12 protein-coding genes are annotated in these 13,522 nt (G+C 65.2%); all 12 read left to right on the top strand.

The genetic code is table 11. From position 1 onward, the window contains the following. The first annotated feature begins 49 nt into the window (after positions 1-49). The 12 genes from CCX87_RS14075 (at position 50) to CCX87_RS14020 (ending at position 13,492) form a co-directional block, all read left to right on the top strand. A complete protein-coding gene (locus CCX87_RS14075) occupies positions 50-607 on the top strand; it encodes a DUF3305 domain-containing protein (RefSeq protein ID WP_087747239.1) in 558 nt (185 codons plus the stop codon). Then, the gene (locus CCX87_RS14070; RefSeq protein ID WP_087748354.1) at positions 600-1,331 is read left to right on the top strand and encodes a DUF3306 domain-containing protein; all 732 of its coding nucleotides are present in this window, start codon (positions 600-602) and stop codon (positions 1,329-1,331) included. The genes CCX87_RS14075 and CCX87_RS14070 overlap by 8 nt, the downstream gene beginning before the upstream one ends. Continuing rightward, positions 1,291-3,360, top strand: coding sequence for a 4Fe-4S binding protein (locus CCX87_RS14065; protein WP_087747237.1), 2,070 nt, complete (start codon positions 1,291-1,293; stop codon positions 3,358-3,360). Before CCX87_RS14070 ends, CCX87_RS14065 begins: the two co-directional genes overlap by 41 nt. Then, on the top strand, positions 3,357-3,989 hold the full coding sequence (locus tag CCX87_RS14060; RefSeq protein ID WP_087747234.1) for a TorD/DmsD family molecular chaperone: 633 nt from the start codon (positions 3,357-3,359) through the stop codon (positions 3,987-3,989). Before CCX87_RS14065 ends, CCX87_RS14060 begins: the two co-directional genes overlap by 4 nt. Before the next feature lie 149 nt (positions 3,990-4,138). Next, on the top strand, positions 4,139-4,348 hold the full coding sequence (locus CCX87_RS14055) for a formate dehydrogenase (RefSeq protein WP_087747232.1): 210 nt from the start codon (positions 4,139-4,141) through the stop codon (positions 4,346-4,348). Positions 4,349-4,362: 14 nt separating this feature from the next. Then, a complete protein-coding gene (locus CCX87_RS14050) occupies positions 4,363-7,329 on the top strand; it encodes a formate dehydrogenase subunit alpha (protein ID WP_087747230.1) in 2,967 nt (988 codons plus the stop codon). A gap of 29 nt (positions 7,330-7,358) precedes the next feature. Next, on the top strand, positions 7,359-7,979 hold the full coding sequence (fdh3B, locus tag CCX87_RS14045; protein WP_087747228.1) for a formate dehydrogenase FDH3 subunit beta: 621 nt from the start codon (positions 7,359-7,361) through the stop codon (positions 7,977-7,979). After that, complete coding sequence (locus CCX87_RS14040; protein ID WP_087747227.1) at positions 7,976-8,212, top strand: hypothetical protein; 237 nt, start codon at positions 7,976-7,978, stop codon at positions 8,210-8,212. The genes fdh3B and CCX87_RS14040 overlap by 4 nt, the downstream gene beginning before the upstream one ends. A gap of 8 nt (positions 8,213-8,220) precedes the next feature. Continuing rightward, positions 8,221-9,438 (top strand): formate dehydrogenase subunit gamma, encoded by a 1,218-nt coding sequence (locus tag CCX87_RS14035; RefSeq protein WP_087747225.1) that lies wholly within the window; start codon positions 8,221-8,223, stop codon positions 9,436-9,438. Between the two features lie 14 nt (positions 9,439-9,452). Further along, complete coding sequence (locus tag CCX87_RS14030) at positions 9,453-9,842, top strand: hypothetical protein (RefSeq protein WP_087748353.1); 390 nt, start codon at positions 9,453-9,455, stop codon at positions 9,840-9,842. Positions 9,843-10,010: 168 nt separating this feature from the next. Beyond that, positions 10,011-10,898 carry a formate dehydrogenase accessory sulfurtransferase FdhD gene (locus tag CCX87_RS14025; RefSeq protein ID WP_087747224.1) on the top strand — a complete coding sequence of 296 codons (888 nt, stop codon included), beginning with the start codon at positions 10,011-10,013 and terminating at the stop codon, positions 10,896-10,898. 74 nt (positions 10,899-10,972) lie between these two features. After that, positions 10,973-13,492, top strand: a complete 2,520-nt coding sequence (locus CCX87_RS14020) for an ABC transporter permease (RefSeq protein ID WP_087747222.1) — start codon at positions 10,973-10,975, stop codon at positions 13,490-13,492. Positions 13,493-13,522: the final 30 nt, after the last annotated feature.

The raw sequence follows: 13,522 nt of genomic DNA, 5'->3' as shown, positions 1-13,522 counted from the left end.
TGCGGGCATTGCTGTCTGAGGGGGCTGCGCCGGGGTAAAGTCTGCGCCCATGACTGAGCGCCCCTACACCGACGTTGCCGTGATCATGCGGTGTGAGCACATCGACAACCGCTGGCAGCCCTGGCGGTGGTCGCTGGCCGAGGTGGTGATCCACGAGCCCGCCTTTGGCTCCGAACCTCGCCTGCTGATCCAAGACGAGCGAGAGCAGCGCTGGCTGTTCCCCGGCTTTCGCGTGGAGCTGTTCCGCGACGATGCCGAGGGCTACCACCTGAACCTCACTTCGCCAGCCCCCTGCTGGTTTGTGATGTGGCGCCGCGATGACGACACCGGCACGGGCGAGGTCCCGCTGGCCCGTCCCGTGGCGGTGAGCCTGAGCTACCACGACGCGGGCCGCTGGCTGGACGCGCAGGAATCCGTGGAGCAGGTGCCTGCTGCGCCCGAAGTGGTGGAGGCGCTGCGCGCCTTTGTTGACGAGCACTACCAGCCCGAGCCCAAGCGCCGCAAGCGTCCAGAGAGCTTTCGCACGTTGCAAGACCGCTTTGGCAACCCGGCCTCGGTGTCCACCGAGAAGCTCCGTGGCGGGGGAGGAGGGGGTGGCCATGGCTGACGGATTCCTCAGCCGCTGGTCGCGCCGCAAGCAGGACGTGCTGGCGGGCAATCCCGTGCAAGACCCGCCCCCGCCCGCCCCCCAGGTGGCAACCCCAGCGCCAGCGGCGGCGGCCGCTGTGGCAGCGCCAGCCACACCTGCATCCCCCGTCGCCGAGGTGCCACCGCCGCCCACGCTGGCTGACGCTGAGGCCCTCACGCCCGCGTCCGACTTCAAACCGTTCGTGGCCCGTGCCGTCTCGCCCGAGGTGCGCAACCTGGCCATGAAAAAGCTGTTTGCCGATCCGCACTTCAATGTGATGGATGGTTTGGACATCTACATCGGCGACTACACCCAGCCCGACCCGCTGCCCGCAGGCATGCTGCGAAAGATGGCCAGCGCGCATGCGCTGGGCTTTTTTGACCAAGAGAAAAAAGCCACGTTAGCTGCGCAGAGTCTGCAGGGCGATTTGGTGCCGGATGCGGCCCCCGAGGCACCAATATCCCCGCCGGCCAGTCAGCCTCGGGATGATGCGGAGGCGCAAAGCCCCGCAGACGTGGCACAGTCCCGGGTATGCAACGCTGTTCCTAGCGTTCCCTCTAGCGAGCCTGAGGTGCACCCACGCTCTGCCCAGGACGCGGTGGTCACGCCAGCCAGCCATACCGACAATGACCACGACGCTCATCTGCGACTGCAACCAGACGATGCCCCTCAACGCCAAAGCGTTGGGCGAGGCACTGCATGAAGACCTGACCCTTCACTCCACCCTGTGTCGGCGCGACGCGGGGGCGTTCCAAAAGGCCATCCAGTCGGGCGACGACGTGGTGGTGGCCTGCACCCAGGAGCAGCGCCTTTTTGGTGACCTGGGCCAGCAGACCGAAGGCGCGGTGTCGCCTATCCGGTTTGTGAACATCCGCGAAACCGGTGGCTGGAGCCGCGATGCCGCCAAGGCCAGCCCCAAGATCGCCGCGCTGCTGGCGGCCGCCCGGTTGCCCGATCCGCCGCCCGTGCCCACGGTCACCTACAAGAGCACCGGCCGCTTGCTCATCATCGGCCCGATCGACCAGGCCGAGCAGGCCGCGGCCCTGGTGTCGGATGTGCTGGACGTGACGCTGTTCACCCAGGGCCCAGGCAACGCGGGGGGCGCGCAGGCGCGGCGCTTTCCGGTGCTGGGCGGGCGCATCACGGGCCTTGCGGGGTGGCTGGGCGCGTTCGATCTGCAATGGGCGGCGGACAACCCCATCGACCTGGATTTGTGCACGCGCTGCAACGCCTGTGTGGCGGCCTGCCCCGAGAACGCCATTGGCCTCGACTACCAGATTGATCTGGCCGTCTGCCAGTCGCACCGCGCCTGCGTGAAGGTGTGCCAGGTGGCCGGTGCCATCGACTTTACGCGCGATGCTGCCGCGCAGACCGAGCGCTTTGACCTGGTGCTGGACCTGCGCTCACCCACCGCCACGCCCACCTTCTTGCAGCACGCGCTGCCGCAGGGTTACCTGCGATGGGATGGGCGCGACCTGGCTACGCTGCTGAAGCTGCGCGAGCTGGTGGGCGAGTTCGAGAAGCCCAAGTTTTTTGTCTACAAGCAAAAACTCTGCGCCCACAGCCGCAACGAAACCGTGGGCTGCAACGCCTGCGTGGACATCTGCTCGGCCGAGGCCGTGAGCAGCGACAAGAGCCGCCAGCAAATCAAGGTGAACCCCAACCTGTGCGTGGGCTGCGGCGCTTGCACCACCGTGTGCCCCACGGGTGCGCTGACCTATGCCTACCCCAGCGCGACAGAGCAGGGCACCAGGCTCAAGACCCTGTTGTCCACCTACACCGCAGCAGGCGGCAAGGACGCCGTGCTGCTGCTGCACAGCCAGGAGCGCGGCCAGGCACTGGTGGAAGAGCTGGGCCGCGCCGCGCAGCTCAAACTGGCGCAGGGCGTGCCTGCCAACGTGATCCCGGTGGCGCTGTGGCACACGGCCAGCACCGGGGTGGACTTGTGGCTGAGCGCCATTGCCTACGGTGCCTCGACGGTGGTGGTGCTGGCGACGCACGAAGAGGCGCCGCAGTACCTCGACGGCCTGCAGGCGCAGATGGATGTGGCGCAAGCCATCTTGCGGGGCCTGGGCTACACCGGCACGCATGTGCAACTGCTGCGCGCTGCGCACCCCACCGAGCTGGATGCCGCCTTGCAGGCCCTGGGCCAGACCCGTCAGAAGACCCCGACCGTGGCCGCACGCTTTGCCGTGGCGCAGGAAAAACGCAGCACGCTGGAGATGGCGCTCGACCACCTCATCGAGCAGGCCCCGATGCCCGTGGCCGAGCGGCCCCAGGCCATTGTCTTGCCCGCAGTGGGGTCGCCCCTGGGCACTATTGAGGTCAACAAAGACCGCTGCACCCTGTGCCTGAGCTGCGTGAGCGCCTGCCCGGCGAGTGCGCTGCAGGACAACCCGCAGCTGCCGCAGCTGCGCTTCATCGAAAAGAACTGCGTGCAGTGTGGCCTGTGCGCCACCACTTGCCCAGAGAACGCCATCACCCTGCAGCCGCGCCTGCTGCTGGCGCCCGAGCGTGCGCAATTGCGTGTGCTCAACGAAGCCAAGCCGTGGGCCTGTGTGCGCTGCAGCAAGCCGTTTGGCACCGTGAAGGCCATCGAGGCTATGTTGGGCAAGCTGTCGGGCCACCCCATGTTCCAGGGCGAGGCGCTGGAGCGGCTGAAGATGTGCAGCGACTGCCGTGTGATCGACCTGTATTCCTCCCAAAGCGAAACGAAAGTGACCGACCTGTGAGCGCCCCATCCACTTTGACCCCCCTGGGCGGCAGCTCTGCGCTCGACGAGGAAACCGCACGCGCCGAGCTGTATGGCCTGCTGTCGCAGCTGTATTACGCCGCGCCCAGCGCCGATCTGTTGTCTGCCCTGCGGGTGTCCGTGACCGAGGCGCCCGCCGATGGTGCCTTTTTGCAAGAGCCCTGGCAGGTGCTGGTGGGCGCGGCCCGTGAACTGAGCGACGGCGTGATTGCGCAAGAGTTCGACCGCCTCTTTGGCGGCGTGGGCAAGCCGGAGGTGTTTTTGTACGGCTCGCATTACCTGAGCGGTTTCCTCAATGAGAAGCCGCTCGCCCGCCTGCGCACCGACCTGGATAGGCTGGGGTTGGCACGCGACGAGGCCATGTCCGAGACCGAGGACCACGTCGCCTACTTGTGCGAAGTGATGCGCTACCTGATCGCGGGTGATGACGTCGCTGTCTGTAACCTGACGGCGCAGCGCGATTTTTTTGCAACGCATCTACAGCCCTGGGTATTGCTGTTGTGTGATGCCCTTGCGGCTCAGCCGCAGGCCCGGTTTTATGCCGCTGTGGCCCAGTTTACGCGGGCTTTTGTGTCGGTAGAAACCCAGGGCTTCGACATGATGGAGTGAGCCTGTGGGTCAGCATTAACCCTGATCCGCGTGTTCCAAAAGATGAGCGCTTTGGTCGGCGGTTGTGGTGTCGCATTGCAGGCTTTCACACACTGACATAGACTCATATGAATTCCGTTTCATAGCTGCCAGCCATTCTGGAGACAAGCATGCAGAACCGCCAGCCCAATTCCTCCCGCCGGAGTTTCTTTTCTGGCGCCGCCACCGCAGGGGCTGCCGCAGCAGCCGTTGTGGCGCTTCCCCATGTTGCGCCGTCCGATGCTGTGGTGTCCGAGCCCGCTCGCGTCGCACCCGAAAAGGGCGGTGGCTACCACCTGTCTGCCCGCGTGAAGCAGTACTACAAGACCACCCAACTCTGACAACGGGGCACGCCATGTTGCTAACCAAGAAGCCTTCCCATTCCGTGCAGGGCAACAGCTCTGCATCGCCTTTTGTGCACAGCCTGCGCCGTGGCCTGTCGCAGGCCCTGCCCACTATGGACCGCCGCTCGTTCCTGCGCCGCTCCGGCTTGGGGGTGGGCGTGGGCATCGCCGCCTCGCAGCTCACGCTGGTCAAGAAATCCAACGCAGCCGAAGGCGCCAAGGTCGGCATCGGCGACAGCAAGATCGAAGTGCGCCGCACGGTGTGTTCCCACTGTTCAGTGGGTTGCGCGGTCGATGCCGTGGTTGAGAACGGCGTCTGGGTGCGGCAGGAGGCGGTGTTCGACTCGCCCATCAATCTGGGCGCCCACTGCGCCAAGGGCGCGGCCCTGCGCGAGCACGGCCATGGCGAGTACCGCCTGCGCTATCCGATGAAACTGGTCAATGGCAAATACGAGCGCATCAGCTGGGACACGGCTCTGAACGAAATCACGGCCAAGATGCAGGAGCTGCGCAAGGCCAGCGGCCCTGACAGCGTGTACTTTGTAGGGTCGTCCAAACACAACAACGAGCAGGCTTACCTGCTGCGCAAGTTCGTGAGCTTCTGGGGCACCAACAACTGCGACCACCAGGCGCGCATTTGCCACTCCACCACGGTGGCGGGTGTGGCCAACACATGGGGCTACGGCGCCATGACCAATTCGTACAACGACATGCAAAACAGCAAGGTCGCTTTGTACATCGGCTCCAACGCGGCCGAAGCCCACCCGGTCAGCATGCTGCACATGCTGCACGCCAAGGAAACCGGTTGCAAGATGATCGTGGTGGACCCCCGCTTCACCCGCACCGCAGCCAAGGCCGACGAATTCGTGCGCATCCGCTCGGGCACCGACATCCCCTTCCTGTTTGGCCTGCTGTACCACATTTTCAAGAACGGCTGGGAAGACAAGAAGTACATCAACGACCGTGTCTATGGCATGGACAAGGTGCGCGAGGAAGTGCTGGCCAAGTGGACGCCCGACAAGGTGGAGGAAGCCTGCGGCGTTCCCGAGGCGCGGGTGCTGCAAATTGCCACGCTGCTGCACGAGAACAATCCCGGCACCATCGTATGGTGCATGGGCCAGACACAGCACACCATCGGAAACGCCATTGTGCGTGCCTCGTGCATCCTGCAACTGGCACTGGGCAATGTGGGTAAAAGCGGCGGCGGCACCAACATTTTCCGCGGCCACGATAACGTGCAGGGCGCCACCGATGTGGGCCCCAACCCCGATTCGCTGCCTGGCTACTACGGCCTGGCCGAAGGCTCGTGGAAGCACTTCGCCGCCGTGTGGGGCGTGGACTTCGAGTGGATCAAGAAACAGTATGCGTCGCCTGCGATGATGACCAAGAACGGCATCACCGTGTCGCGCTGGATCGACGGTGTGTTGGAGAACAACGAGCTGATCGATCAGGACTCCAACCTGCGCGGTGTGTTCTTCTGGGGCCATGCGCCCAACTCGCAGACGCGCGGCCTGGAAATGAAGCGGGCCATGGACAAGCTCGATCTGCTGGTCGTGGTGGACCCGTATCCATCGGCCACCGCCGCCATGGCGGCCATGCCCGGCAAGCCCGAAGACCTGAACCCCAACCGTGCGGTGTATCTGCTGCCAGCGGCCACGCAATTCGAGACCAGCGGCTCGTGCACGGCATCGAACCGTTCCCTGCAGTGGCGCGAGAAGGTGATCGAACCGCTGTGGGAGAGCCGCACCGACCACATGATCATGTACCAGTTCGCGCAAAAACTCGGTTTTGCCGACGAGTTGGTCAAGAACTACAAGATGCAGAAGGTCAAGGGCATGGACGAGCCCGTGCCCGAGGATATCCTGCGCGAAATCAACAAGAGCGTCTGGACCATTGGCTACACCGGCCAGAGCCCTGAGCGCCTGAAGGCCCACATGAAGAACATGCATTTGTTCGATGTGAAAACCCTCAAGGCCAAGGGTGGCAAGGACAAGGAAACCGGGTACGACTTCGCTGGCGACTACTTTGGGCTTCCCTGGCCTTGCTATGGCACACCCGAGCTCAAGCACCCGGGCTCGCCCAACCTGTACGACACCTCCAAGCATGTGATGGACGGGGGTGGTAACTTCCGCGCCAACTTCGGCGTCGAAAAAGACGGTCAGAACCTGCTGGCCGAGGATGGATCGCACTCGCTGGGCAGCGAGATCACCACGGGCTATCCAGAGTTCGACCATGTGCTGCTCAAGAAGCTGGGCTGGTGGGACGACCTCAGTGATGCCGAGAAGGCCAAGGCCGAAGGCAAGAACTGGAAGACCGACCCCACAGGCGCCATCATTCGTGTGGCCATGAAGCATGGTTGCCACCCCTTTGGCAATGCCAAGGCCCGTGCCGTGGTCTGGAATTTCCCCGATGCGATTCCTCAGCACCGCGAGCCCATTTATGGTACGCGTCCCGACCTGGTGGCCAAGTACCCCACGCACGACGACAAAAAGGCTTTCTGGCGCCTGCCCACGCTCTACAAGAGCCTGCAGGACAAGAACGTGGCCGACAAGGTGTACGAGAAGTTCCCGCTCATCCTGACTTCCGGCCGCTTGGTCGAATACGAAGGTGGCGGCGAGGAAACCCGTTCCAACCCCTGGCTGGCCGAGTTGCAGCAGGAGTCGTTCGTCGAGATCAACCCCAAGACGGCGGCCGACCGGGGCATCCGCAACGGCGAGCGTGTGTGGCTGAGCAGCCCTACGGGCGCACGCCTGAATGTGCAGGCGCTGGTCACCGAACGGGTTGCACCAGACACGGTCTGGATGCCGTTTCACTTCTCTGGCCGCTGGCAAGGGGCGGACATGCTGGCGTATTACCCCAAGGGTGCGGCACCTGTGGTACGCGGCGAAGCCGTGAACACGGCCACCACCTATGGCTACGATAGCGTGACCATGATGCAGGAAACCAAGACCACGATCTGCAACGTGGAACGGGCGTGAGCGCGCAGCACTGACCAGGAGACAGAACAATGGCACGAATGAAATTCATCTGCGATGCAGAGCGCTGTATCGAATGTAACGGCTGCGTCACCGCCTGCAAGAACGAGCACGAGGTGCCGTGGGGTGTGAACCGCCGCAGAGTGGTCACCCTCAACGACGGGGTGCCCGGCGAAAAATCGATCTCGGTGGCCTGCATGCACTGCAGCGATGCGCCCTGCATGGCGGTCTGCCCCGTCAACTGCTTTTACCGCACCGAAGAGGGTGTGGTGCTGCACGACAAGGATGTCTGCATTGGCTGTGGCTACTGCAGCTATGCCTGCCCGTTTGGCGCGCCGCAGTTTCCGTCGCAAGGCACCTTTGGCGTGCGCGGCAAGATGGACAAGTGCACCTTCTGTGCCGGTGGCCCAGAGGTCAACGGCAGCCAGGCAGAGTTCGAGAAATACGGCCGCAACCGTCTGGCCGAAGGCAAACTGCCCGCTTGTGCCGAAATGTGCTCGACCAAGGCCCTGCTGGCAGGTGACGGCGATGTGGTCGCCGACATCTTCCGCAACCGCGTGGTGCAGCGCGGCAAGGGTGCCGAAGTGTGGGGCTGGGGCACGGCCTATGGCACGCAAAAGGGTGCCCAGCCACCTGCAGGAGCCAAGTCATGAAGCGCGTAACCCTCATCCTGACAGCGGTGTTGGCCCTTGCCGGCCTGGCCGCCTGCTCCGAAAAGCCCCAGACCGGTGGCGGTGTGAAGCAAGACGCTGCACCTTACGCGGGCACCGGCAGCAATTTCACCCAGCCGGGCTGGAAGGCGGGCGACAAGACCAGCTGGGAGCAGCAGCTGAAGGCGCGCCAGCAGTACGGCCAGAACGAATACACCCGCTCCCAGTCCAAGTGAGGCCCGCCATGAAACACATCGTGTGGACCCTGGCTTTGGCGGCTGGCCTGGCCTGGGGGCCTGCGGGCGCCCAGGCTCCGGCAGCGCCGGATGCCGCTGCTGCGCCTGCAACCGCTGCACCGGCTACCCCCGCTGCAACCGGAGGCATCCAGAGCCAGAGCATCTTTCAGGTCAAACCCGACGCCAGCGCCGACCCGCAGTACGCCGAGCAGACCAACGGCGAGCGCATGAAGGTGCAGCCCGGCAACAACGCGCCCATGTGGCGCCAGGTGGGGCAGGGCGTGACGGGCTACAGCAGCCTGCCCAAGACCCAGGCGCCCGAAGCGGGCAATCTGATCCAGCCTTTTGTGGAGTACCCCGGCTCGCGTTTCACCAATGCAGGTGAGGCATGGCGCCAGGTGCGCAACCAGTGGATCATTCCCTATGGTGCTGCCTTGCTGAGCCTGGTGTTGCTGGCCTTGGCGATTTTCTATTTCACCAAGGGAGCCATGGGGCACGAGCATCCCGAATCAGGCCGCAAGATCGAGCGCTTCACCCCGTTTGAACGCGCGGCGCACTGGGCCAATGCCGGCGCATTCATTGCGCTGGCGATTTCGGGCATTGTGATGGCGTTTGGCAAGTTCTTTCTGCTGCCGATTATCGGCAGCACGCTCTTTGGCTGGCTGACCTACGCGCTCAAGAACGTGCACAACTTCATGGGCCCCCTGTTTGCCGTTTCGCTGCTGGTCATCATCCTCACGTTTGTGAAGGACAACATCGCCAACCGCGCCGATATCGTCTGGCTCAGCAAGGGCGGCGGCATGCTGGGCGGCGGTGACCACCAGGTGCCTTCGCACCGTTTTAACGCGGGTGAAAAGGGGCTGTTCTGGTGGGGCATCACCATCCCGGGCATCTTGGTGGTGGCAACGGGTCTGGTGCTCGACAAGCTGATTCCTGGTTTTGGTGACGTGCGTGGCGACATGCAGATCGCCCACATGATCCACGCCACCCTGGCCATCTGGATGATGGCGCTGATCTGCGGCCATATCTACATGGGCACCGTGGGCATGCGAGGCGCCTACAAGGCCATGAAGACGGGCTACGTGAGCGAGGCATGGGCGAAAGAGCACCATGAGCTCTGGTACGACGATGTCCAGGCAGGCAAGATTCCCCGTCAACGCAGCGCCAGCCAACCGGCGGCCAATGCTGCCGCAACACCATCAGCGGGCCAGCCCGCGCAGGTATGAGGTTTCGCCCCATGATGATGCACTTTTCCCGTTCCTCTTTGCTGGCGCTTTGCGCGGCCAGCGTTTGTACGCTGGCATCGGCCAAGCTGCCCGCTCCCTCGCCTGAAGCGGCTGCCAAAGCGGCAGAAGCCGCCGCCAAGGCCGCATGGGCTGGCAAGGTGGACAACTACAAACTGTGCCAGTCGCAAGACCGCGTGGCAGCCCACTATCGAAAGACGACGCCGTCGGCAAAGCCAGCCACTGCTGTTGGTTCGGGCTGTACCGACCCCGGCCCCTTCGCTTACACACCGCCAGCTGCCAAGCCCGTTGAAGCGGCTGGCGCGCATTCGCCACCAGGCACCGCCAGCAGCCCGCCCAGCACGCTGGTGCCTGCTGCGGCAGCTGCGTCGGCGCCCAAGTCCTGAGGCAGCCATCGCCTGGATGAAAGCCGTGCCCACTTTGTGAGCGCGGCTTTTTTTGTGGCGGGACCGACGCCTTGCGGACAGTGCGCAGGGCGTCCCGGCGCCGGCGCAACCAGCCACCAAGAGTCCACGCGCTATTACGTATAAGCGGCTAGTGCGTATATTGACCCCATGAAACGTTCTTCGCACCCCGCTTCTGTTGTGCCAGCCCTGCCGCGTCTTACGCAAGCCCAGGCGCCCCTCACTCACGGCGTGGAGGTTGTCAATGAACTGGGCGAGCGCGAGCAGGTGCAGATTCCGGCTGAGCGGCCGCTCACCGTCTACGTGGACAAGCGCGAGCTCGTCACCCTCATGACGTTGGGCGCGCAACCCGAGTTGTTGGTGCTGGGCTACCTGCGCAACCAGCGGCTGGTGGAGTCGGTTTTGGACATCGAATCCATCACGGTCGATTGGGAGGTCCACGCCGCCGCCGTGCGCACGCGCCACGGCATTGCACGCATCGAAGAGCGCACCGCCAGCAAGGTGGTGACCACCGGTTGTGGGCAGGGCAGCGTGTTTGGCGGGCTCATGGACGAGGTCGATCGCATCGAGCTGCCGGCAGCGCAGCTCACGCAGGCGCAGCTCTATGGCATCGTCAACGCCATCCGCCTCAAGGAAAGCACTTACAAGTCTGCCGGCTCGGTGCATGGCTGTGCGCTGTTTCGCGGCGAAGAGCTGCTCACGTTCGTGGAAGACGTGGGCCGGCACAACGCCATCGACACCATCGCCGGCTGGATGTGGATGCAGGATGGTGACATGGCAGGGGGCGACAAGGTGTTCTACACCACGGGCCGGCTGACTAGCGAGATGGTCATCAAGTCGGCGCAGATGGGCGTGCCCATCGTGGTGTCGCGCAGTGGCATGACGCAGATGGGCCATGCCGTGGCGCAGCAACTTGGCCTGTGCGCCATTGGCCGGGCAACCAATCGGCGCTTCGTTTGCTACAGCGGCGCCGACCGATTGGTGCTGCAGCCCGAACTGGCGCTGGCCCGTCCTGTCGCACCGGTACCTGTCGGGTAAGTTGCAACACCGCAGTGGCTGCGGCAAATCCCCAGAGCCACTTTGGGGGCGCAATTGCGCTAAGGTCCATACCCATGAATCTGTCCTTTTTTCGCCTGGGGTTGCGCACCCTGGCGCGTGACCTGCGCGCCGGAGAGTTGCGCCTGCTCATCGTGGCTGTCACCCTGGCGGTGGCGGCGCTGACGTCGGTGGGGTTTTTTGCCGATCGCTTGCAAGGCGGGCTGCAGCGCGACGCCCTGCAGCTGCTGGGCGGCGATGCCGTGGTGGCCAGCGACAACCCTACGCCCCCCGCCTTTGTCGAGCGCGCGCGGGCGCTGGGCCTGCAGACGGTGACGACCATGGGCTTTCCGACCATGGGGCGGGCCAGCGAGCAGCAGGGCGGAGCCACCAAGCTCGTCGCCCTCAAGAGCGTGGAGCCGGGCTATCCCTTGCGCGGCAGCCTGCAGGTGGCCGATTCGCCCGATGCCTTGGGGCAGGCCACCAGCGATATTCCGGCGCCAGGCGAGGTGTGGGTGGACGCCCCCTTGCTGGAAGCGCTGGGCCTGTCGATGGGCGACATGCTGCTGCTCGGTGATGCGCAGCTGCGCATTGCCCGCATCATCGTGGTGGAGCCCGACCGGGGCACCGGCTTCATGAGCTTTGCGCCGCGCGTCCTGCTTAACCAGGCCGATGTGCCGGCCACCGGGCTGGTGCAGCCGGCTAGCCGCATCACCTACCGCTTTGCCGTGGCCGGAACGCCCGCAGCCGTCAAGGCTTTCAGCGAATGGGCTGCGGCCGAGGCCAAGAAGCCTGAAGTGCACGGCGTGCGCGTCGAGTCGCTCGAAAGCGGCCGCCCCGAAATGCGCCAGACGCTGGACCGCGCCCAGAAGTTTCTCAACCTGGTGGCCCTGCTGGCGGCACTGCTGTCGGCCGTGGCCGTGGCGCTGGCGGCGCGGGGCTTTGCGGCCGACCATCTCGATGCGTCGGCCATGCTGCGCGTGCTGGGCCAAAGCCAGCGCGCCATCGCGGGCGCCTACACCATCGAGTTCGCGCTGATCGGCCTGTTTGCCAGTGCCCTGGGCGTGGCGCTTGGCTACCTGGTGCACAACGTGTTCGTGCTGCTGCTGGCCGGGCTGGTGGAGTCGGCCCTGCCCGCGCCCAGCCTGTGGCCGGTGGCGTTTGGCCTGGGCATGGGCCTGACGCTGCTGCTGGCCTTTGGGCTGCCGCCGGTGCTGCAGCTGGCCCAGGTGCCGCCGCTGCGCGTGATTCGGCGCGACATGGGCGGGCTCAAACCTGTTTCTCTGGCCGTGCTGGCGGTGGGCGTGGCCGGTTTTGCGGCACTGCTGCTGGCCGTGAGCAGCGATCTGGTGCTGGGCCTGATCGCCGTGGGTGGCTTTGCCGGGGCCGTGGCGCTGTTTGCGCTCTTGAGCTGGGTGGCGGTGAAGCTGCTGCGCAAGAGCGTCAACGAATCCACGGCGCCGCGCTGGCTGGTGCTGGCCACGCGGCAGATTTCGGCGCGCCCGGCCTATGCCGTGGTGCAGGTCAGCAGCTTGGCCGTGGGGCTGCTGGCGCTGGTGCTGCTGGTGTTGCTGCGCACCGACCTGATTGCCAGCTGGCGCCAGGCCACGCCGCCCGACGCGCCCAACCGCTTCGTCATCAATGTCATGCCCGACCAGGCCGATGCCTTCCAGCAGGTGCTCAAAAATGCGGGCGTGGCCCGCTACGACTGGTACCCCATGATCCGCGGCCGCCTGCTGGCCGTGAATGGCCAGCCCGTGGGTCCCGACAACTACGTTGAAGACCGCGCCAAGCGCCTGGTGGACCGCGAGTTCAACCTCTCCAACGCCGTCGATGCGCCCGGCCACAACCAGGTGGTAGCCGGCCAATGGACACCCGGCGAGGAGGGCGCCATCAGCGTCGAAGAGGGCATTGCGCAAACCCTGGGCCTGCGGCTGGGCGACAGCCTGCGTTTTGACATGGGCGGCGTGCAAAGCGAGGCCCGCATCACCAGCCTGCGCAAGGTGGACTGGGGCTCCATGCGCGCCAATTTCTTCGTGATGTTCCCCGTGGCCCACCTGCAGGATGTGCCGGTGACTTACCTCGCCGCGTTCCGGGCCCCCGACAAGGCGGGGTTCGACAACGCGCTGGTGCGCCAGTTTCCCAACATCACCAACGTGGACATGGGCGCCACCATTGCCCAGATCCAGCGCGTGCTGGAACAGGTGATCCAGGCGGTCGAATTTTTGTTTGCCTTCACGCTGGCGGCCGGGCTGGTGGTGCTGTTTGCCGCCGTCACGGCCACGCGCGAGGAGCGTGCGCGCGAGTTCGCCATCATGCGCGCCGTGGGCGCCCGCGCCAGCCTGCTGCGCCAGGTGCAGCGCGCCGAGCTGGTGGGCGTGGGCCTGCTCGCGGGCTTTTTGGCCAGCTGCGTGGCCGTGGCCGTGGGCTGGGCCTTGGCGCGCTACGTGTTCGATTTCGCGTGGACCGCCGCGCCCTGGGTGCCGCTGGTCGGGGCCCTGGCGGGCGCCGTGCTGGCTCTGGCCGCAGGCTGGTGGGGGCTGCGCGATGTGCTCAACCGCCCCGTGGTAGAGACACTGCGGCGTTCTGCGGAATAGGCGATGCCGGACCTTGCTGCGAAATGGTTG

This window comes from Acidovorax sp. T1 (assembly GCF_002176815.1).
Taxonomy (GTDB): domain Bacteria; phylum Pseudomonadota; class Gammaproteobacteria; order Burkholderiales; family Burkholderiaceae_C; genus Acidovorax.
The sequence above is the reverse complement of the archived record's forward strand: the minus strand, read 5'-3'. Positions and strand labels throughout refer to the sequence as shown.